Origin of the sequence: Micromonospora halophytica, assembly GCF_900090245.1 — a bacterium.
Taxonomy (GTDB): Bacteria; Actinomycetota; Actinomycetes; order Mycobacteriales; family Micromonosporaceae; genus Micromonospora; species Micromonospora halophytica.
The window spans coordinates 193,439-215,707 of sequence record NZ_FMDN01000008.1; the positions used below are offsets into that span (position 1 = coordinate 193,439).

A 22,269-nucleotide genomic window follows, 5' to 3' on the forward strand; every position below is an offset into this window, starting at 1 on the left:
CGTGCCAACGGCGGCGCTGCCGAACGGCCCTCCAACGGACCGTCCGCCCGGGCACCCTCCGTCCCGCCCGCACCTCCCACCCCCGCCGGGGTACCCGGTCGGGCACCCCGGGCCGAGCCGGGGAAGGGCCCCGATCAACGCCTGGGTAGATCAACGGTCCGGTGGACGAACCCACTGCGCCGGCACGACGGGGGCACGCGGCAGCGCCCGGACGCGATGAAAGGGCCCGAGCTGTGCCCGCAGGCGCCAGCCCGGGCCATTCCTTCTCAGGAGGCGACAGCGGCCGGTTGGACGGTCAGCTCGGGAGGCTGCTGCATCCGCTGCCACATGCCCTTCTCGGCCACGGCGAGGTAGAGGCGGGTGAGCTTGCCCATCGCCCAGCGGGCCACCGCGGTACGCGGCTCGGCGGCGGTGGCGACCTGCACGGACTGCTGGCGTACCCACTTCACCCGGTCCCGGCGGCGGCGCTCGTAGTCGCGCAGCGCGGCGGCGACGCCGGCCGGGGTGCCGAGGTCACCGGCGGCCAGGGCGTCGGCGAGCACGACGCCGTCCTCGACCGCCTGGCAGGCACCCTGACCGAGGTCGTTGGGCATCGCGTGGGCGGCGTCCCCGACCAGGGTGACCGCCCCGTCGCCCCAGGTCTCGTGCCATTCGTGGTACCAGATGTCGGTCCGGATGATCGCCTCGGTGGGGGTCCGGGTGACCCGGTCGCGCAGCACCGGCGGCAGCACCCGGGCCAGCCGGACGGCGTGCTCGCGCTCCCCACCGGGCTGCTCGCGCTCCCCGGCCGGGGCGTGCCAGGACAGCGTCCACGCGGCCCGGTCCCCGCCGATCGGGTAGACGCCACCGCCGACCCGGGTGGCCTCGTCGTGGAAGAGCAGCGGCACCTCCGGGACCAGGCCCTGCGTGCCGGCGCACACCCCACGGTAGGTGCTACGTCCGAGGTAGATCGCGGGCACGTCGCCGCGCAGCTGGCGGAGCACGGTGGAGCGGACCCCGTCCGCGCCGACCAGCGCCGTCCCGGTCACCGCGTCACCGTCGGCCTGCACCTCGACGCCGTCGGCGGTCTGCCGGTAGCCGGTGACCCGACGGCCGTGGTGCACCGGCACGCCCCGTTCGGCGCAGGCGGCCAGCAGGATGTCCGCCAGGTCCATCCGCCCGATGGACAACGACGGCAGCGCGTCCGGCCGGATGTACGGGTGGGTGCGCATGGCGAACCGCATCCGCTCCCGGGAGTCGAAGTTACGGATCTCCACCACCCGCTCGGCGGCGGCCAGCAGCCGACCCCCGAGCCCCAGCCAGCCCAGCGGGGTGGAGGCGTTGCTCCACAGCGTCAACCCGCTGCCCGGTGCGGTACGGATCTCCTCGGCGGTGCGACGTTCGTACACCTCGACCGGGAGGCCGTGACGGGCCAGGGCGAGCGCGGTGGTCAGGCCGCCCACCCCCGCCCCGGCGACGACGATCGGCCTACGCGGAACCATCGGTGCTCCCTTCGTCCGGGTGTCTCGGGCCGCTCTCCGGCGTGTCGGCGCTCGCGCCGGGCGGCGGTGGCAGGAACCCGTCAGCGACCAGCGCGTCGAGGTAGCGGCCGAGCAGTGCGGTGTCGACCCGGGGCGGTGGCAGCAGGTCGCCGGTCAGCTCCCGGGTGTTGCGGTCGTCGAAGGTGGGCTCGCCGGCACCGGTGACCCGTCCCTCGGCCAACGGCGCGTACATGGCGAGCACCGGACCGAGCTGGTCGTCGCCGGCACGGGCGGCGGCACCGACGGCGTCGTACCAGTCGGCGAGCGGCACCCGGCGAACCGGCCAGCCCTTCTCGGCGAGGGCGTCGGCCAGCAGCACCAGCGGCACCTTGGTGTCGAGGGCGAAGTGGAAGGTCCGGCCCAGCGCCTCCGGGCGTCGGGCCAGCGCCGTGATCGCGGCGGCGAGGTGGTCGACCGGCACCAGGTCGGTGGCGAGCCCGGTGTCGGGGACCGCTCCGGTGGCCACACAGGCCCGGATCACCTGGCAGACCAGGTCGTCGGCGCGCCAGGTGCCGGTGCGGGTGTCCCCGGCGATGCGGCCCGGCCGGTGGACGGTGACCGGGACGCCCCGGGCCCGCGCCAGCGCCACCACCTGCTCGGCGACCCACTTGCTGTGGTTGTAGCCGGTGTCGGTGGCCGGCGGCGGAACGTCCGGCAGCTCGTCCTCGCGCAGCACCGCGGTGGCGGGGTCGGCGCCGGTCGCGGCGAGCCCACCGAAGACCGACATGGTGGAGACGTAGTGCACCGGCACCGGCCGGTCCAGGGTGGCCAGGCGCAGGATCTCCACCGTGCCGGCCACGTTGCCGTCGCGGAGCATCGCGTACGGGCGCAGGAAGTGCACCACCGCGCCGCAGTGGTAGATCTCGTCCACCTCGCGGGCCAGCGCGGCGAACCGGTCCGGGGTGAGGCCGAGGCGGGGCGCGGCGAGGTCACCGGGGAGGGCCCGGACCCGGTCCGTCCACTCCTCGCGCCAGCAGCGGTAGCGGCGCAGCTGCGCCACGAGTCGGCGGTGCGCGTCCGCCTCGTCGCCACCCCGCACCAGACAGAGCACGGTGGTCCCGGCCTCGGCGAGCTGCCGCAGCAGGTACGCCCCGAGGAACCCGGTGGCACCGGTGAGCAGCACGGTGCCGGGCCGCTCGGTGGACCGGGGCGCGCCGACCGGCCGGACATCGTCGGGCAGCGCCACGTCGGCGCGCAGCGCTGCCGCGTGCTGCTCCTCGGCGGCGGCCACGTCGATGCTGCCCTGCTCGTCGAGCAGGTCGGCGAGCGCCCCGATCCGGGAGTGTTCGAACAGCACCCGCACAGGCAGGTCGACGCCCCAGAGCCGCCGGATGGTGGCGTGCAGTCGGGCCGCGAGCAGCGAGTGCCCGCCGAGGGCGAAGAAGTCGTCGTCCAGGCCCACCCGTTCCACGCCGAGAGCCTCGGCGACCAGCCGGGTGAGCCGGTGCTCGCTCGGGGTGCGCGGTGGCACGTACCCGGTCTCGTCGACCGGTCCGGCCGGGGCCGGCAGCGCCCGACGGTCCACCTTGCCGTTCGGGGTGAGCGGCAGGGCGGGCAGCGCCACCACGGCGGCCGGCACCATGTACTGCGGCAGCCGCTCGGCGACCGCGGCGCGGGCGGCGCGGACCAGGTCGTCGTCGGGGGCGTCCGTGGCGGGGACGACGTAGCCGACCAGCCGCTTGTCCCCCGGGCGGTCCTCCCGGACCACCACCACCGCCTCGGCCACCCCCGGGGCGCCGCGCAGCGCCGCCGCGATCTCGCCCAGCTCGATCCGGAAGCCGCGCAGCTTGACCTGGTCGTCGAGCCGGCCGAGGAACTCCAGGTTGCCGTCCGGCAGGTAGCGGACCAGGTCGCCGGTGCGGTACAGCCGCTCCCCGGTGGCCGGATGGGTGATGAAGGCCGCCTCGGTCAGCTCCGGCCGGTGCAGGTAGCCGCGGGCCAGCCCCGCCCCGCCGATGTACAGCTCACCGGGGACGCCGATCGGGCGGGGGTGGAGCCGCTCGTCGAGCACCCGCAGGACGGTGTTGACCACGGGACGGCCGATCGGCGGGTGCCCGCCACCGACGATCTCGTCGGTGACCGTGGCGTAGACGGTGGCCTCGGTCGGGCCGTACCCGATCAGGAAGCGTTTGCGGCCGCCCCACCGCTCGGCGACCTCGGCGGGACAGTCCTCCCCGCCGGAGCCCAGCACCTCCACCGTGGGCAGGTGCTCCGGGTCGAGGTGGGCCAGCAGCGACGGCGGCATGAAGGTGAAGGTGACCCGCTGCCGGCTGATCAGGCCGACGATCTCCACCCCACCGGCCAGGTCCTGCGCGGCGGGCACCACCAGCGGCACCCCGCCGAGCAGGGAGAGCACCATCTCGAAGACGGAGACGTCGAAACTGAACGGGGCGAACTGGAGCACCCGGCTCTCGGAGTGCAACCCGACCAGGTAGCGGGTCAGCCAGAGGTTCGTCACCGACCGGTGGGTCACCGCCACCCCCTTCGGGGTGCCGGTGGAGCCCGAGGTGTAGATGACGTAGGCCAGGTCGTCGGGGCCGCTGCGGCGGGGCAGGTCGGTGTCGGGCAGCGTGGCCAGGTCGGGGGCGTCCACCGCGACCACGGTGGCGGTGGCGCCGGTCGGCCCGTCGACGCGGGCGGACCGGGTGAGCAGCACGGGCGCGCCCGAGTCGGAGAGCATGAACGCCACCCGGTCGGCCGGGTAGCCGGGGTCGATCGGCACGTACGCGCCGCCGGCCTTGAGCACGGCGAGCACCGCGACGACCATCTCCACGGAGCGCTCCACGAGCACCCCGACCAGCACGTCCGCCCCGACACCCAGCTCGACCAACCGGTGCGCGAGCCGGTTGGCCCGGGCGTTCAGCTCGGCGTACGTGACCGTCTCGGCGCCGAAGAGCACGGCGGGCCGGTCCGGGTTGGCGGCGACCTGGCGGGCGAACAGCTGCGGCCAGGTGGCGTCCGGCAGCTCCCGCACCGGGCCCCGCCCCCACGACTCCAGTTGGGCGGCCTCCTCGGCGGGCAGGTCCGGCAGCGCGGTGACCTGCCGCTGCGGGTCCTGGGCGAACTCGGCCAGCAGCATGCTCAGGTGGGCCAGCATCCGGTCCACGGTCGCCGGGGCGAACAGGTCGACGTCGTACTCGGCGAGCAGCCGCCAGCCTCCGTCGTCGGTGGGGATCAGGGTCACGGTGAGGTCGGTCTTGGCGGTGCCCGGGTCGAACGGCAGCGGCTCGGCGCGCACCCCGGCGAACTCCCGGTCGCCGGAAGCGACCCGTTCCACCAGCGCGAAACCGACCTGGGCCAGCGGGGTACGGGACAGGTCGCGAGCCTGGCCGAGTCGCTCCACCAGCACGTCGAACGGCGCTTCCGCGCGGGCGTACGCGGCCAGGCAGGTCTGCCGGACCCGGCCGATCAGCTCACCTACTCCCGGCTCGCCGGCCAGGTCGGCGCGGAGCACCAGGGTGTTGGCGAAGAAGCCGACCAGATCCTCGGTGTCCGGCCGGTCCCGCCCCGACACCGGTACGGCGACACCGAAGTCGGTCTGCCCGGCGTACCGGGAGAGCATGAGCTGGTAGGCGGCGAGCGCCACCATGAACGGGGTGGCGTCGTGGCGGCGCCCCACCTCGGTCAGCCGGTCGACGAGCCCCGCCGGCACCTCGGCCGCCCGCTGGCCGCCCCGGTGGCGGCGGGTGGCCGGGCGGACCCGGTCGGTCGGCAGGTCCAGCACCGGCAGCCCGGCCAGCCGGTCGGTCCACCAGCGCAGGTCCTCGTCGAGGCCGCCCCGCTCCAGCCGGTCGCGTTGCCACGCCGCCACGTCGGCGTAGCGCAGCTGCGGGACCGGCAGGTCGACGGCGTTCCCGGCGACGCGGGCCCGGTACGCGGCGACCAGGTCCCGGACGATCACCTGGGTGGACCACTGGTCACCGACCGCGTGGTGCAGGGCCAGCAGCAGGTGGTGCTCGTCGTCGGCGACCCGGACCAGGGTCGTGCGGACCAGTGGCGCCTCGGCGAGGTCGAACGGCGCGGTGAGCCGGTCCCGGGTGAGCGCGGCGAGCGCGGCCGGGTCACCGCTCAGGTCGACCCGCTGCACCGGCACGTCCAGTCCGGGGTGGATCCGCTGGGCGGGTTCGCCGTCCACGGTGGCGAAACTGGTCCGCAGCGCCTCGTGCCGGGCGACCACGTCGGCGAACGCGGCCTGCAGCGCCGCCGGGTCCAGCGGACCGCGTAGCCGTACCGCGCTGCCGATGACGTACGCCCCGGCGCTGTCCGGGTCGAGCTGGTGCAGCAGCCAGAGCCGGCGCTGCGCCGGGGAGGCGGGCAGCAGCCCGTCGCGAGGCGTCGCGGCCGGCACGGGTTCGGCGCTCGGGCCGCCGAGCCGGTGACGGAGCCGCTCGGCGAGCCCGGCGATGGTCGGCTGGTCGAACAGGTCCCGCACCCCGGCGTCGACGTGCAGGGCGGTCCGGGCGCGGCTCATCGCCCGGGTCGCCAGCAGCGAGTGCCCGCCGAGATCGAAGAAGTCGTCGTGCACGCCGACGGTGTCGACGTCGAGCACCTGCCGCCAGATCTCCGTCAGGGTGGCCTCCACCTGGTCGCGGGGGGCGACGTGGCCCGCCTCGTCGGCACCGCGCCGGGGCCGGGGCAGGGCGCGCAGGTCGAGCTTGCCGTTGCCGGTGCGGGGCAGCGCGTCGAGCAGGGTGAGGCTGGCCGGCACCAGGTACTCGGGGAGGAACCGGCGGGCGTGCGCACGCAGGTCACCCGGCGACGGGGCGGCGCCGGGGCGGGGCACCACGTAGCCGGCGAGTTCGGTGTCGTCGGCGCGGCCGGCCCGGGCCACCACCACCGCGTCGGCGACGTCGGGGTGCTCCCGGAGCACCGCCTGCACCTCACCCGGCTCGACCCGGAAGCCGCGGATCTTCACCTGCGAGTCGGCGCGGCCGAGGAAGTCCAGTGTGCCGTCGGGCAGCCAGCGGGCCAGGTCGCCGGTGCGGTAGAGCCGGCCGCCGGGGCCGGCGTACGGGCTGGCGACGAAACGTTCGGCGGTCAGCTCGGGCCGGCCGGCATAGCCGAGGGAGACGCCCGGGCCGCCGATGGCGACCTCGCCCGGCGCGCCGAGCGGCACCGGCTGCCCGTCCGGGTCGAGCAGCACGATCCGCAGGTCGGGCAGGGGTCGACCGACCCGGTGCCGGCCGGGTTCGGCCAGCTCGGTGGCGCGGACCCGGTGGAAGGTGGCGTGCACGGTGGTCTCCGTGGTGCCGTACATGTTGATCAGCTCGGGGTGGTCGTCGCCGTACCGGTCGAACCAGCCGGTCAGCGCCGGCACGTCGAGGGCCTCCCCGGCGAAGACCACGTAGCGCAGCGCGGTCAACCGGTCCGGCGCGGCGGCGTCGGCGGCGGCGAGCTGGCGAAACGCGGTGGGGGTCTGGCTGAGGACGGTGACCCGGTGCCGGGCCAGCAGCGCCCGCAGTTCGGCGGGCTCGCGGGCGGCCAGGTAGGGCACCATCACCACCCGGGCGCCGGTGAGCCACGCCCCCCACATCTCGAAGACCGACACGTCGAAGGCGACCGAGTGGAACACGCTCCACACGTCGTCGGCTCGGAACGCGAAGCGGGTGGCCGCAGCGGTGACCAGCCGGGCCACGTTGCGGTGGGTGACCATCACCCCCTTCGGGCGTCCGGTGGAACCGGAGGTGTAGATCAGGTACGCGAGGTCGTCCGGCCCGGCGGATTCGTCCGCCGTCGGTTGCGGCGCGGCCGGCTCGCCGGTCGGGGCGAGGACGGGGCCGGTGAAGCCGGGCGGCGGCACCGCCGCGACCAGCGCCCGCACTCCGGCGTCGTCGAGGACGTAGCTCATCCGGGCGGGCGGCCAGCCGGGGTCCAGCGGCACGTAGGCGGCACCGGCGTCCAGCACGCCGAGCACCGCGACGAGCAGGTCGAGGTTGCGGTCGAGGTGGATGCCGACCCGGTCGCCGCGGCGGACCCCGGCAGCCCGCAGCCGCTGGGCCAGGCCGGCTGCCCGGGCCAGCAGCTCGGCGTAGCTGAGCCGGTCGTCGCCGCATTCGGCGGCCACCGCGTCGGGCGTACGGGTGGCCTGCTCGCGGAACGACGCCATGAGGCCGGGACGGTCGGGCTGCGGGTGTTGCCGCACCCATTCGTCGAGCAGCAGCCGGCGCTCGTCGTCGGTGAGCGGGGCGAGGCCGCGTACCGGGCGGTCCGGGTCGCCGGCCAGCTCGGTGAGGAGCAGGCGGAACTGGTCGGCCATCCGGTCCACGGTGGCGGCGTCGAAGAGCTCGGTGTCGTACTCGACGCGCAGCCGCAGGTCACCGCTGTCGGGGTCGGGGACCAGCATGATCGACAGGTCGAACTGGGTGGTGCCGGGGCGCAGGTCGACGGGGGTCACCTCGACCGGGCCCATCGACCGGGCGGCCGGCGGGGTGTTCTGTGCCGCGAACAGCACGGTGAACAGCGGGGTCTGGGCCCGGTCGCGGGCCGGACGCAGCTCTTCGACGAGCTGGTCGAAGGGGACATCGGCGTGCGCGTACGCGTCCAGGCAGGCGGCGCGCACCCGGTCGAGCAGCTCACCGACGGTCGGGGTGCCGTCGAGGTCGGCGCGGAGCACCAGGTTGTTGACGAAGAACCCGACGAGGCCCTCCAGCTCCGTGCGGGAGCGGCCGGCGACCGGCGAGCCGACCGCGAAGTCCCGCTGCCCGCTGTAGCGGGCGAGCATCAGCTGGCAGGCGGCCAGGCCCACCATGAACGGCGTGGCGGAGCGGCGCCGGGCGGCCTCGGTGACCCGGGCGACCAGGTCGGCGGGAATCCGGTGCCAGCACAGCTCACCGCGCCAGGCGCGGGTGGCGGGGCGGGGCCGGTCGGTCGGCAGCTCCAGGGCCGGCAGCCCGGCGAGCCGCTGCCGCCAGTACGCCAGCTGCGCGGCCGCCTCCGGGCCGGTCGTCCACTGCCGTTGCCAGGCCGCGTAGTCGCCGTACTGGATCGGCAGGGCGGCCGGGGCGGCGCTGTCCGCGCCGGCGGTGTACGCGGCGACCAGGTCACGGGCCAGGACCTGCACCGACCAGCGGTCGCAGATCGCATGGTGCAGCGCCAGGTGCAGCACGTGGTGCGCGGCGTCGACCCGGATCAGGGTGGCCCGCAGCAGCGGCGCGGTCCGCAGGTCGAACGGGACGCCGGAGAGCGCGGTGAGGGTCTCGTCGAGCCGGCCGGGGTCGGCCAGCTCGACCACCTCCAGCGGCACGGTGAGGGCGGGCGCGATGACCTGCACCGGTTCCCCGTCGGTCTCGTGCAGCGAGGTGCGCAGCGTCTCGTGCCGGGCCACCACGGCGTTCAGTGCGGCGTGCAGCGCCTCGCGGTCCAGTGGCCCGGTCAACCGCACCGCGCCGTCGACCGTGTACGCCCCCGCGCCGCCGGAATCGAGCTGGGCGAGGAACCAGAGCCGACGCTGGCCGGAGGAGGCGGGCAGCACGTACCGGCCGGCGAGGTCACCGCCGACCTGCGGCATCCGGAACTGCGCGGGGATCGGCGGCGCGGTGGCGTCCCCGACCGGCGTGGCGCCCACCGGCGCGGCGGCGGGCGTGGCCTGCGGCAGGGCGGCGGCCAGGCCGGCCACCGTCGGGGTGGCGAAGACGGCTCGGACCGGCAGGTCCACCGTCAGGGCGTCGCGGATACGGGCGACCACCCGGGTGGCGAGCAGGGAGTGCCCGCCGAGGGCGAAGAAGTCGTCGTCTCGGCCGACCCGGTCCAGGCCGAGCACGTCGGCGAAGATCGCGGCGAGGCGTTGCTCGGCCGTCCCGCGGGGCGCGGCGTACGCGCCGACGTCCGGGCGCATCCCGTCCGGGGCGGGCAGCTTCGCCCGGTCGACCTTGTTGCGGTTGGCGGTCAGCGGCAGCGCGTCGAGCAGCACCAACGCCGACGGCACCATGTAGTCGGGCAGCCGTTCGCGGCAGGCGGCGTGCAGCGCGGCGACGAGCGCGGCGCGGTCGACGTCGTCCGGGTGGTGCAGGTCGGCGTAACCGACGAGCCGCTGGTCGCCCGGGGTGTCCTCGCGGACCACCACCACCGCGTCGCGTACCCGCGGGTCGGCGCGCAGCACCGACTCGATCTCGCCCAGCTCGATGCGGTGGCCGCGGACCTTCACCTGGAAGTCGATGCGGCCCAGGAACTCCAGCGTGCCATCGCCCCGCCAGCGCACCAGGTCCCCGGTCCGGTACACCCGGGCACCCGGTGCCTCCGGGTGGGCGACGAACTTCACGGCGGTCAGTTCCTCGCGTCGCCAGTACCCGGCCGCCACGCCCGCGCCGCCGATCCACAGCTCGCCCGGCACACCCACCGGCACCCGGCGGCCGGCGTCGTCGACCACCAGCAGCTCGGTGTTCGCCACCGGCCCGCCCAGCGGCAGGGGGTCCTCCCCACCGCCGACCCGGTGCACCGTCGACCACACCGTCGTCTCGGTGGGCCCGTAGAGGTGCCAGACGCCGGCGCCGGCGGCGTGCAGCCAGTGGGCCAGGTCGGCGGGGACCCGCTCCGCCCCGGCCAGGGCGGTGAACCCGGCCGGTGGCCGCCAGCCGGCCTGCTGGAGCAGCCGCCAGGTGGTCGGGGTGCCCTGGAGGTAGGTGACCCGGCTGCGGCGCAGCCGGTCCGCCAGCCGCTCGCCGTCGACGACGGTGGCGTGCGGGATCATCTCGATCCGCGCGCCGACCAGCAGCGGCAGGTAGACGTCGAGGACCGGCATGTCGCAGGCGAGGGTGTTGGCCGCGCCGACCACGTCGGTGCCGGCCAGGCCGGGCTCGCGGATCATGCTGAGCAGGAAGTTCACCACCGGCCGGTGCGGCAGCGCCACGCCCTTCGGGTGGCCGGTGGAGCCGGAGGTGTAGATCAGGTACGCCAGGTCGTCGGGGCCGGGCCCGTCGGGCAGCGGATCGGTCGGGCGCGCGGCGATCGCCGTGCGGTCGGCGTCCAACCGGACCACCGCGACCGACTCGGGCAGCTCGGGCAGCAGGTGGACCAGGTCGGCCTGGGTGAGCACCGCCGAGGCGCCGGAGTCGGTGAGGATGAACGCCACCCGGTCCGCCGGGAAGGCCACGTCGACGGGGACGTAGGCGGCCCCGGCGCGGAGCACGCCGAGCAGCGCGACCAGCACGTCGCAGCCACGCTCGGTGAACAGCGCCACCCGGTCGCCACGGGTCACGCCGAGGGCGCGCAGGTGCTGGGCGAGCTGGTGGGCCCGGAGGTCGAGTTCCGCGTACGTCAGCGACCCGGCCTCGTCGGCGACCGCGATCCGGTCGGCGAACGCCGGGAACCGGGCGGTGACGTACCGGTCGAGGCTGGTCGCCGGCACCGGCGGCCGGACCCCGGTACCCCAGGTGGTGAGGCGGGCCCGTTCCTCGGCGGGCAGCGCCGGCAGCGCGGAGAGCCGGCGGTCGACGTCGGCGGTGAGGGCGTCGAGGACCAACCGGTAGTGGGCGAGCAGCCGGTCCACCGTCGCGGCGTCGAAGATGTCGGTGTTGTACTCGGCGACCACCTGCTGGGCGGTGGTGTCGGGGCCGGCGGGGAAGACGGTGAGGGTCAGGTCGTACTTGGCGGCGCTGTCCGGGGCGCGCAGCGGTGTGCCGGTCACGTCGCCGAGGCGCAGCGACGGGGCCGGCAGCGGCGCGGCGATGAACATCACCTGGAACAGCGGGCTGTGCGCGAGGTCGCGGTCCGGGCGCAGCCGTTCCACCAGCCGCTCGAACGGCACGTCGGCGTTGGCGTAGGCGTCCAGGCAGGTGTCACGGACCCGGTCCAGCAGCTCCCCCACCGTCGGGTCGCCGGTGAGGTCGGTCCGCAGCACCAGGTTGTTGGTGAAGTAGCCGATCAACGGCTCCAGCTCGGGACGGTACCGGCCGGAGACCGGGGAGCCGACCGGCACGTCGAGGGTGCGCGCGTACCGGGACAGGGTGAGCGCGTAGCCCGCGAGCAGGGCCATGAACAGCGTGCCGCCGCGCCCGGCGGCGAGGGCGGTGAGGTCGGCGACGAGGCCCGCCGGGAGCTGCGCGGTCCGGGTGGCGCCACGGTAGGTCTGCACCGCCGGGCGGGGCCGGTCGGTGGGCAGGTCCAGCACCGGCAGGTCGGCGAGGTGGCGTCGCCAGTGTTCGAGCTGGCGACGTTCGGCGGGGCCGCCGGCCCAGCGCTGCTGGGCGACGGCGTAGTCGCCGTACTGGACCGGCAGGTCGGGCAGCGCCGGTTGCGCGCCGGCCGCCAGCGCGGTGTACGCGGCGGAGAGCTCGGTGGTCAGCGCCTCCACGGCCAGCCGGTCGCCGACCGCGTGGTGCAGGGTGACCAGCAGCGCGGCGTCGTCGTCGCCGAGGGTGGCCAGGACCACCCGCAGCAACGGCGGGGTGGTCAGGTCGAACGGGCGGGTGGCGGTGTCGTGGAGCAGGTCGGCCAGAGCGGCGTCGCGGTCCACGGCCCCGGTCAGGTCCACCTCGGACAGCGGGGTCGGCACGTACGGGTGGATCACCTGCTCCGGTTCGCCGTCCACCGCCGCGAACCCGGTGCGCAGCGTCTCGTGCCGGCGGACCACCAGGGCGAGCGCGGCGCGCAGCGCATCGGTGTCGAGCCGGCCGCGCAGCCGCAGCCCGCCGTGCAGGTGGTACGCGGCGGCGGTGTCCGGCTCGAACTGGGCGAGGAACCACACCCGGCGTTGCTGGAAGGAGGCGGGCAGCCGGACCGGGCCGTCGGCGTCGGACGGTCGGGGTGCCGGGGTGAGCTGCGGGGAGCCGGGCGGGCCGGCCAGGTCGAGCACACCGGCGAGGCGGGCGACGGTGGGTTGGGCGAAGACCGCGCGGACCGGCACCTCGACGTCCAGGTCGGCGGCGATCCGCCCGACCAGTGCGGTGGCGAGCAGGGAGTGCCCGCCGAGGGCGAAGAAGTCGTCGTCGCGGCCGACCCGGTCCAGGCCGAGCACGTCGGCGAAGATCTTCGCGAGTCGTTCCTCCACGGCACCGCGCGGCGGCGCGTATCGTCCGGCACGCTGCGCGGGATCGGGGGCGGGCAGGGCCCGCCGGTCGACCTTGCCGTTCGCGGTGAGCGGCAGCGCCGGCAGCGCCACGAAGGTCGCCGGGACCATGTAGCCGGGCAGCCGGGCAACGCAGGCGTCGCGCAGCGCGTCGGGCTCGGCGTCACCCACGTGGTACGCCACCAGCCGCTGGTCGCCGGGGGTGTCCTCACGTACCACCACCACCGCGTCGCGCACCCGCGGGTCGTCGCGCAGCACCGACTCGATCTCCCCGGGCTCGATCCGGTGCCCCCGCACCTTCACCTGGAAGTCCAGCCGGCCCAGGAACTCCAGCCGGCCGTCGGGCCGCCAGCGGACCACGTCCCCGGTCCGGTACACCCGGGCGCCCGGCGTCTCCGGGTGCGGCACGAACCGTTCCCGGGTCAGCTCGTCGCGCTGCCAGTACCCGGCCGCCACGCCCGCGCCGCCGATCCACAGCTCCCCCGGCACCCCGAGCGGGGTCCGGCGGCCCGCCCGGTCGACCACCAGCAGTTCGGTGTTGGCCACCGGCGATCCCAGCGGCACCGGGTCCTCCGCGCCCGACACCCGGTGCACGACCGACCACACCGTGGTCTCCGTCGGCCCGTACAGGTTCCACACGGCGGCGCCCGTGTCGGTCAGGGCGCGGGCCAGGTCGGGCGGGAACGCCTCGCCGCCGCACCAGACGGCGAAACCGGGGCCGGGGCGCCAGCCGGCGGCCAGCAGCAGCCGCCAGGTGGCCGGGGTGGCCTGCACGACGGTCGCCCCGGCCTCGGCGAGGTGGGCGGCGAGTCGGGGCCCGTCGGCGCCGACGGCGCGAGGCACCACGTCGACCCGGCCGCCGACGAGCAGCGGGCCGAGCAGTTCCAGTGCGGCGATGTCGAACGAGAGCGTGGTGACCGCGGCCAGCACGGTGTCCGCGTCGAGGCCGGGGCGCTCGGCGAGGGTGGTCAGCAGGTTGACCAAGGCTCGGTGCGGCACCGCGACGCCCTTGGGCGTTCCGGTGGAGCCGGAGGTGTGGATGACGTACGCCAGGTCGTCCGGTCCGGGCCGCGCCGGCCAGTCGGCGGCGTCCGGCAGGTCGCCGTCGAGGCGCAGCACCGGCGGGCCGTCGGGAAGGGCGGCGGCGGTCGTCGCGTCGGCGAGCACCAGTGCGGCGTCGCCGTCGGCGAGCACGAAGCGCAGCCGCTCGGCGGGCAGCGCCGGGTCCACCGGCAGGTACGCCGCCCCGGCGCCGAGGACACCGAGCAGCGCCGCCGGCAGGTCGACGTCCCGGTCCACGGCCACGCCGACGAGCTGCCCGGGGCGTACCCCGGCGGCGTGCAGGGCCGCGGCGATCCGCTGGGCGCGACGGACCAGGTCGGCGTAGCCGAGCCGGCCGGAGACGCCGGTCACCGCGGTGCGCTCGGGGTGCGCGGCGGCCCGGGCCGCGACCAGGTCGGGCAGGGTGTCGGCGGGCAGCTCCCGCTGCCGTCCGCGCCCCCGGTCGACGAGCAGCTTGCGCTCGGCGTCGGTGAGCAGCGGCAGCGCGGACAGTGGCCGGCGCGGGTCGGTGACCGCCGCGTCGAGCACCTGGCACAGATGAGCCAGCAGCCGCCGGGCGGTGTCCGGGTCGAACAGCGCCGTGTTGTGCTCGACGGTGACGGTCAGGGCACCGTCGGCGCGGGGCACGCAGGTGACGAAGAGGTCGAACTTGGCGGTCCCCGGGTCGACCCGGAACAGCTCGGCGGTGAACCCGGTGGCGGTGAGCGCGGGCAGTGGCACGTTGCCGAAGACGAACATCACCTGGAACAGCGGGCTGCGAGCCAGGTCCCGCTCCGGACGCACCCGCTCCACCACCCGTTCGAACGGCACGTCGGCGTGGGCGTAGGCGTCCAGGCAGGTGCCACGGACCCGGTCGAGCAGCTCGGTGAAGCCCGGGTCGGCGCTCGCGTCGATGCGCAGCACCAGGTTGTTGACGAAGAAGCCGACCAGGTGTTCCAGTTCGGGCGCGCGGCGCCCGGCGACGGGGGTGCCGACGGCGAGGTCGTCCTGGCCGCAGTGCCGGGCCAGCACCGCGGCGAAGCCGGTCAGCACGGTCATGAACAGGGTGGCCTGATGGTCGCGGCCCAGCCGTTCCAGGTCGGCGACCAGCTCGGCGGGAAGGACCGTCTCGACGGTGCCGCCGTCGAAGGTCTGGGTGCTCGGCCGGGGGTGGTCGGTGGGCAGCTCCAGCGGCGGCAGGCCGGCCAGTCGCCGCTGCCAGTGGTCGAGTTGCCCGGCCTCCTCGTCGCCGCCGACCCACTGGCGTTGCCAGGCGGCGAAGTCGCCGTACTGCACCGGCAGTTCGGGCAGCGCCGGTGGCGCCCCGGCCAGGGCGGCGTCGTAGCAGGCCAGCAGTTCCCGGACGAAGACCGCGCCGGACCACTGGTCGTACACGGCGTGGTGGAACGCCACGACGAGCACCTGGTCGGCCGGGCCGAGGCGGTAGAGCACCACCCGGAACAGCGGTGGGCGGGTCAGGTCGAACGGGCGGCGCAGCAGTTCGCGGATCTCCGTGGCCAGGGCGGCGTGCACGGTGGCGGTGTCCGCGCCGGTGGGGACCCGGCCGGTGGCGTCGACCTGCTCCACTTCGACGGTCAGCTCGGTGGTGACGGCCTGCACGGGTTCGCCGTCGACGAGGATCAGCCCGGTGCGCAGGGTCTCGTGCCGGCGGACCATGGCGGCCACCGCCGCGCGGAGGGCGTCCACGTCCAGTTCCCCGGTGACGCGCAGCGCCCCGTGCTCGGTGTACGACGCGGCGCTGCCGGGTTCGAGCAGGTCCAGGAACCAGAGTCGGCGCTGCCCGTACGACGCCGGCAGCAGGTACGCCTCCCGGGTGCTGACCGGGTTGTCATCGACGCTCACGCGGACACTCCTCGCTGTGGTGGCACGGACGGTGCGGGCCCGCGCGTCGGCCGGGACGCGCGGGCCGTCGGGGTCAGACCCGCTGGGCCAGCCGGGGCTGGCGGGTGATCACCGGCGCGGCGGCGCCCGGGCGCTGCGCCAGGTCGTCGATCGCGGTGGCCAGCCGCTCCAGGACGGGGTGGTCGAAGACCGCGCGGACGGGTACCTCCACGCCGAGGCTGCCGCGCAGCTTGAAAGCGACCCGGGTGGCGAGCAGGGAGTGTCCGCCGAGGGCGAAGAAGTCGTCGTGCACCCCGGCCTTCTCCACGCCGAGCATCTCCCGCCACGCCGCGGCCACCGCCTCCTCGGTGGGGGTGCGCGGTGCCACGTACTCCCGGTCGAGGTCGGGGCGGGCCCCGTCGAAGCCGGGCAGCGCGGCCCGGTCGGTCTTGCCGTTCGGGGTGAGCGGGAACCGGTCCAGGGTGACGAGGTGGGCGGGGACCATGTACTCCGGCAGCAGGGCGCGCAGCCCGGCGGTCACCTCGGTGTCCAGCACGGTCGCCCCGTCCGCCGGCACCAGGTAGGCCACCAGGCGGGTGTCCCCGGCGATGTCGCGGGGCAGCACCACGGCGTCGGCGATCTCCGGCCGCTCCCGCAGCACCGCCTCGATCTCGCCCGGTTCGACGCGGAAGCCGCGGATCTTGACCTGCTGGTCGGCGCGGCCGAGGAACTCCAGCTCGCCGTCGTCGGTCCACCGGGCCAGGTCGCCGGAGCGGTACATGCGCTGTTCGCCCTCGCCGGCGTACGGGTCGGGCAGGAAACGGGCGGCGGTCAGCTCGAGCAGGTTCCGGTAGCCGAGGGCGACTCCGGCGCCGGCGACGTGGATCTCGCCCCGCATGCCCGGGGGCACCGGCATGCCGCGCTCGTCGAGCAGGTAGACCCGCAGGTCGGGCAGGGGTCGGCCGATGTTGCTGCGGACCGGGCCGGTGAGGTCGGCCCGGGTGATCCGCCGGTAGGTGGAGTGCACGGTGGTTTCGGTGATGCCGTACATGTTGACCAGGTGGGGCTGCTCGTCGCCGTACCGGTCGATCCAGGGGGTGAGGGCCGGAATGTCCAGGTACTCCCCGGCGAAGATCACGTAGCGCAGCGGCAGCCGGGGCGCGTCCTCGGCCAGGGCAAGGGGCATGAACTGGCGGAACGCCGACGGAGTCTGGCTGAACACGGTGACCCGCTCGGCGGCGAGCAGGGTCAGCAGCGCCTCCGGGTCGCGTACCGACTCGTGGGGCACGACCACGAGCCGGGCGCCGGTGGCGAACGCGCCCCACATCTCGAACACCGACACGTCGAAGGCGTACGAGTGGAACATGCTCCACACGTCGTCGCCGGTCAGCTCCATCCGGGTGCCCGCCCCGGCCACCAGCCGGGCCACGTTGGCGTGGCTGACCAGCACCCCCTTCGGGTGGCCGGTGGAGCCGGAGGTGTAGATCAGGTAGGCGACGTCGTTCGGGGCGGGGCCGTCCGGCGGAGGGACGGCCGGGTGGGCCGCGATGGCATCGGCCTCGGCGTCCAGGTCGACCACCCGGCCGGCGAACTCGGGTACGACGTCGGCCGCCGCCCGGTGGGTCACCAGCACGCTCGCGCCGGCGTCGGCGAGGATCCAGCGCATCCGTTCGGCCGGGTGGCCCAGGTCCAGCGGCACGTACGCGGCCCCGGCGGTGAGCACCCCCAGCACCCCGACAACGGTCTCCAGCGACCGGTGCAGGCACAACCCGACCCGGTCGCCGGGGCGTACCCCGGCTGCGCGCAGGTGGTGGGCGAGCCGGTTGGCCTGCGCGGCGAGTTCGGCGTAGCTGAGCCGCTGTCCGGCGCAGACCACCGCGGTGGCGTCCGGCGTGGCGGTGGCCGAACGGGCGAACAGCTCGGGCAGCGCGGCGACCGGCTGCTCCTCGGTGGTGTTCCAGTCCAGCAGGACCTGGCGCCACTGCTCGGTGGGCATGATGTCCATGTCGCCCAGCCGCAGGCCCGGGTAGAGGGTCATGTTGGTCAGGGTCGTGGTGAACTGGTCGACCAGCCGGCGCACCGCGGTCTCGGTGAACCGGGTCCGGTCGTAGACCAGGCGGGGCACCGGCATGGCCTCCCCCGGCATGACGATCATCGTGATCGGGAAGTGCGGACGGCCGTCGTAGGTGGACTCCGTCAGCTGCACGCCGTGCAGTCCGAGGTCGGGCACGGGCACGTTCTCGAAGGCCAGGTCCAGCTCGAAGAGGGGGCGGTTGCCCGGCAGGTCGGCCAGCCGGCGCAGGTCGGTCAGGGAGATGTCGGCGTGCTCGCGGGCCCGCGCCATGTCGGTCTGCAACTCGCGCAGCCAGTCGATGAGCGGGGCGTCGTCGCGGACCCGGGCGCGCACCGGCATGGTGGCCAGCATCGGCCCCATGATGCGTTCGCTGCCGGCCAGGGTCGCCGGGCGCTGGGTGCCGGTGGAGCCGGCGAGGACGTCGGCGCGGCCCAGGTAACGGCTGAGCACGAGCATCCAGGCGCCCTGCATGACGGTGTTGAGGGTGAGGCCGTGTTCGCGGGCGAAGGTGGTCAGCGCGGGGATCTGCTCCAGTAGCTGCGGCGTCGGCAGCACGGCGTGGGTGGGTTCGTCCGTCGGCACCGTCTCCGTCGGGCCCGGGCCCAGCTCCAGGGTGTCGGGGGCGGTGTAGCCGGCGAGGTGTTCCCGCCAGAACGTCTCCGTCGCCGACCTGTCCTGCTGGGACCACCAGGACAGGTACGCCCGGTACGGGCGGGCCGGCGGCAGGTCGGGGGTGCCGCCGGTGGCGTACGCGTTGTAGAGGGTGGTCAGCTCGGCGAAGGCCAGGCCGAACGACCAGCCGTCCATGAGCAGGTGGGAGAAGCTCCAGAAGAACTCCCACTCCTGGTCGGCGAAGCGGATCAGCCGCCCGCGCATCAGCGGGGCGGTGGCGTAGTCGAAGCCGGTCATCCGGTCGTCGTGGGCGAACCGGGCGTACCGGTCGCGCTGCTCGGCGGGGTCGGCGTCGCGCCAGTCCAGCACCTCGATCGGGAACGTGACGTCGCGGTGCACCACCTGCAGGGCCTTGTCGATGCCCTCCCAGTGGAAGCTGGTACGCAGCACCGCGTGCCGGTTGACGATGCTCTGCCAGGCGGCCTGGTACGCGGCGACGTCCAGCGGGCCGCGCATGCGCATGGTGACCTGTTCCAGGTAGATGCCGCTGCCCGGCGAGTACAGGTTGTGGAACAGCAGCCCCTCCTGGATGGGGGACAGCTCGTACACGTCCTCGATGCCCTCGAGCTCCATCACTTTCTCCTCCCGGGCCGGGGCGTGCCGGCTCGCGTGTGGTCGGGCAGGTGGGGTCGGTCCCGCCGGGAGGCGGGGTCGGCGAGCAGCGCCCGCACCGCCGCGACGGGATCCGGGTGACGCCGCGGGTCGGTCGGTTCGCGCTCGGGGCGCGGCGGCAGGACGGACAGCGCCGGCAGGTCCGGGGTGGCGTGGCGCAGCAGCGCGGTCAAGGTGCTGCCGGGTCCCACCTCCACCGCCACGTCCCGGTCGGCGAGCTGCCCGGCCGCCTCGGCGAAGCGGACGGGTCGCCCCGGCAGGCGCAGCCAGTGCTCCCGGTCGACCGCCTCGTCGGCGCTGACGGGGCGGCCGCTGACCGTGCTGAGCCACCGGATCCGCGGCGGGCGGGGCGTGGTCACGGGCAGCGCCGCGACGACCGGCCCGAGCCGGGACGGCACGTCGTCGGGGTACGCCGCCACCGGCGCCGCCGGCCGGTGGCAGGTCACGTACAGCTGGGCGAGGGTGCGTTCCCACCGCCGCAGCTCCGGCCCGGGGCCGGCGACCACGCAGGACTCCGGCGTGTCCACGGCGACCAGCCGGACCTCGGGCGGCAACTGCCGGGTCACGTCGACGGCGGGCAGTCCCACCGTCATCGTCGCGGCCGGTGGCAGATCGGCGCTGAGCCGGCCGTACGCGGTCGCCAGGTGCAGCGCGTCGGCGGGGTCGAGGACCCCGGCCACGCAGGCGGCGGTGACCTCGCCGACGCCGTAACCGAGCACGGTGTCGGGGTTCAGCCCGGCGGCGACGAGCAGCCGGGTCAGCGCGTATTCCAGGACGAACAGCGCCGGGGCGGCGCAGTCCGGTGGCACGGCCCGGCCGGGCGGGCCGAGCAGCGCCGCGCGGACCCGGTCGCCGAGGGGTCCGGGCAGCGCGGCGAGCGCGGCGTCGACCTCGACGCGAACCGCCGGTTCGGCGTCGTACACGGCTCGGCCCATGCCGGCGGCCACGGCGGCCGGCCCGGGATACAGGAAGACCAGCCGGGGCCGGCGGGGAGTGGTCGGGGTGCCGTGGAGTGCCACACCGCCGGCCGGTCCGGGCCGGTCCACCTGCGTGGTGGGCCGCGGCGTCTCAGTCATCAGGTCCCCTCTCCGCCGTGCCCGCGCCGGTCGGGGCGGATGCCGTCGGCTGCGGCGCTGTCGCCGCGATATCGCCCGTGGGTCACGTTGCCGTCCGGTACGCGGCCCGGCCGCCCTCGGACGGAGACTCCGCCCGGGCACGTCCCGGCGGGGCCTGCCGGCGGTGCCCGAACGGCTACCCGGCGGGCGCGCGAAAGTCCACCCGGCGGCGGGTGCCGTGCGGACGGACCGGGCGGCCACGGTGACGGTCACAGCCGGGTCCGCATCTCCCACAGCTCCGGGAAGAACCGTTCGTCGCGTCGGGACCGGAGATACTCGACGCCGGTGGAGCCGCCGGTGCCCGGCCGGTGGCCGATCAGCCGCTCCACCGCCAGGGCGTGGCGGGACCGCCACAGCGCCCACGCCTCGTCGTGGTCGAGCAGCGCCTCGGCGACGGCGAGCAGGTCACGGTGGACGCAGCCGTCGCGCAGCAGCCGGACCGGATCGTCCACGTCCCGGCGGCGCAGCACCGCCCGGAAGGCGTCACCGAGGCTCGGCTCGCGCAGCCGGCGCTCCAGCCGGACGGCGTCGGCGCTGCCTGGGGCGGCCACCCCGGTGTGTCCCCGGTGCCGCAGCCCGGACAGGTACTCGATCTCCCGGTAGCGGATGGACTGGAATCCGCTCGCGGTGCCCAGGTGGGGACGCAGGCCCGCGAAGCCGGCCGGGGTGAGGGTGGTGAGGGTGTCGAGCTGGGTCACCAGCAGCCGGTCCACCGCGACCACCCGGCGGAGCCGGTGCAGCGCGTCGGGCAGGGAGCCGGCGAGGAGCGCGGCGCGGGCGGCGACCAACTCGTGCACGATCAGCTCGAACCAGACCTCGAAGGCCTGGTGCACCAGCACGAAGAACCGCCCGTCCGGGTGGTCCGGCACCGGTTCGGTCGCCGCCATCAGAGCGTCCAGGTGCAGGAAGGAGCCGTAGTCGACGGTCGCCGGGGCGGGCACGACCCCCCTCGGCTCCGCGCGCTGGTCCTGGTGGAGGGTCATCGCCGCGAACCGCCTCTCCGTCCCGGTCGGCGGCGTGGGCCGCCGCCGACGCCCGGCCGTGAATCTCGCACCGCCGCGGGGCGGCGGACAGCCACCAACGCCCACGACGATCGGGCCACGCCGCCCGCCCGGGTCGACCGGCCCGATCGGGCCGGGTCAGCGGTAGACCCGACGCACCCGCGGTCCGAGCCGGGTGAGCAGTTCGTTGGGGATGGTGCCGACGGCCTCGGCCAGTTCGACGAGGGTCGGCTCGCCCCCGGTGCCGGGTCCGAAGAGGACCACCGGGTCACCGGCGAGCACGGGCGCGTCGGGCACGTCGAGCACGAACTGGTCCATGCAGACCCGCCCACTGATCCGTCGCCGCCGTCCGGCGAGCAGGACCTCCGCCCGGTTCCCGGCGGCGCGCGGCACGCCGTCGGCGTATCCGGCGGCCACCAGGGCGAGGGTGGTCTCCCGGGTGGTGACGTACTCGTGGCCGTAGGAGACCGGGGTGCCGGCCGCCACCTGGCGGGCCAGCATGACCGGGGCGCGCAGGGTCATCGCGGGAACCAGGTCCACCGGGGACGGTCCGGGCAGCGGGTTGACACCGTAGATCGCGATGCCGGGGCGGACCAGGTCGTACGCGGCCGCCGGTACGGACAGCGCCGCGGCCGAGTTCGCCAGGTGGCGCAGTCGGGGGGTGATCCCGTGGGCGGCGGCCACCTCGAGCGCCTCGGCGAACAGCGCCACCTGCCGGTCGGTGGACGGATGCCCCGGCTGGTCGGCGTTGGCCAGGTGGCTCCACACGCCGACGACGTCCAGCTCGTCCCCGGCGGACTTCCCGGCGGCGAGCACCAGCTCCGGCCAACGGGCCGGGGTGGCGCCGGCCCGGGCGCAGCCGGTGTCGACCTTGAGGTGCACCCGGGCCGCCCGTCCGGTCCGGCGGGCGGCGGCCAGCAGCTCGTCGAGCACCCAGCGGTCGGAGACGGACACGTCGACGCCGGCCCGGACGGCCGGGGCGAGGTCCTCGCCAGGCCGGGGCAGCCAGCACAGCACCGGGGCGGTGATCCCGGCGGCCCGCAACGCCAGCGCCTCCGGCAGGTACGCCGTGCCGAGCCAGGTCGCGCCACCGGCGAGGGCCGCCCGGGCGACGGGGACCAGACCGTGGCCGTACCCGTCGGCCTTGACGACCGCCATCACCTCCGCGGCGCGCAGCCGGCGCAGCGCGGAGACGTTGTGCCCGATGGCCGCAAGATCGATCTCCGCTTCACACCCGACCATGCCGCGACTGTCACCCGGGGTTTGGTGCGACGCAGTACCTGATCGGACCGTCCGGTGTGGCGCTCCGCGCGGCCGGTGGCGGCACCGGCGGGCGACCGCGCCCGGACGGGGTCGGCACGAACCGGTACCTCGACCGGGCCTGGTCGGG

General features: G+C 75.6%; 6 protein-coding genes. All 6 read right to left on the reverse strand.

Annotated elements, in window-relative coordinates:
- Positions 1-266: 266 nt before the first annotated feature.
- The gene (locus tag GA0070560_RS14255; RefSeq protein ID WP_091296374.1) at positions 267-1,481 is read right to left on the reverse strand and encodes an FAD-dependent oxidoreductase; all 1,215 of its coding nucleotides are present in this window, start codon (positions 1,479-1,481) and stop codon (positions 267-269) included.
- Positions 1,468-15,426 (reverse strand): non-ribosomal peptide synthetase, encoded by a 13,959-nt coding sequence (locus GA0070560_RS14260; protein WP_091296377.1) that lies wholly within the window; start codon positions 15,424-15,426, stop codon positions 1,468-1,470. Before GA0070560_RS14260 ends, GA0070560_RS14255 begins: the two co-directional genes overlap by 14 nt.
- Positions 15,427-15,499: 73 nt before the next feature.
- Positions 15,500-18,724: a non-ribosomal peptide synthetase gene (locus tag GA0070560_RS14265; protein ID WP_091296381.1), complete on the reverse strand. Its 3,225-nt coding sequence runs from the start codon at positions 18,722-18,724 to the stop codon at positions 15,500-15,502.
- The gene (locus tag GA0070560_RS14270; protein ID WP_091296384.1) at positions 18,724-19,839 is read right to left on the reverse strand and encodes an acyltransferase domain-containing protein; all 1,116 of its coding nucleotides are present in this window, start codon (positions 19,837-19,839) and stop codon (positions 18,724-18,726) included. Before GA0070560_RS14270 ends, GA0070560_RS14265 begins: the two co-directional genes overlap by 1 nt.
- 248 nt (positions 19,840-20,087) lie before the next feature.
- Positions 20,088-20,861: a tryptophan 2,3-dioxygenase family protein gene (locus GA0070560_RS14275; protein ID WP_091296433.1), complete on the reverse strand. Its 774-nt coding sequence runs from the start codon at positions 20,859-20,861 to the stop codon at positions 20,088-20,090.
- 156 nt (positions 20,862-21,017) lie between these two features.
- Complete coding sequence (gene alr, locus GA0070560_RS14280) at positions 21,018-22,121, reverse strand: alanine racemase (RefSeq protein ID WP_091296435.1); 1,104 nt, start codon at positions 22,119-22,121, stop codon at positions 21,018-21,020.
- Positions 22,122-22,269: the final 148 nt, after the last annotated feature.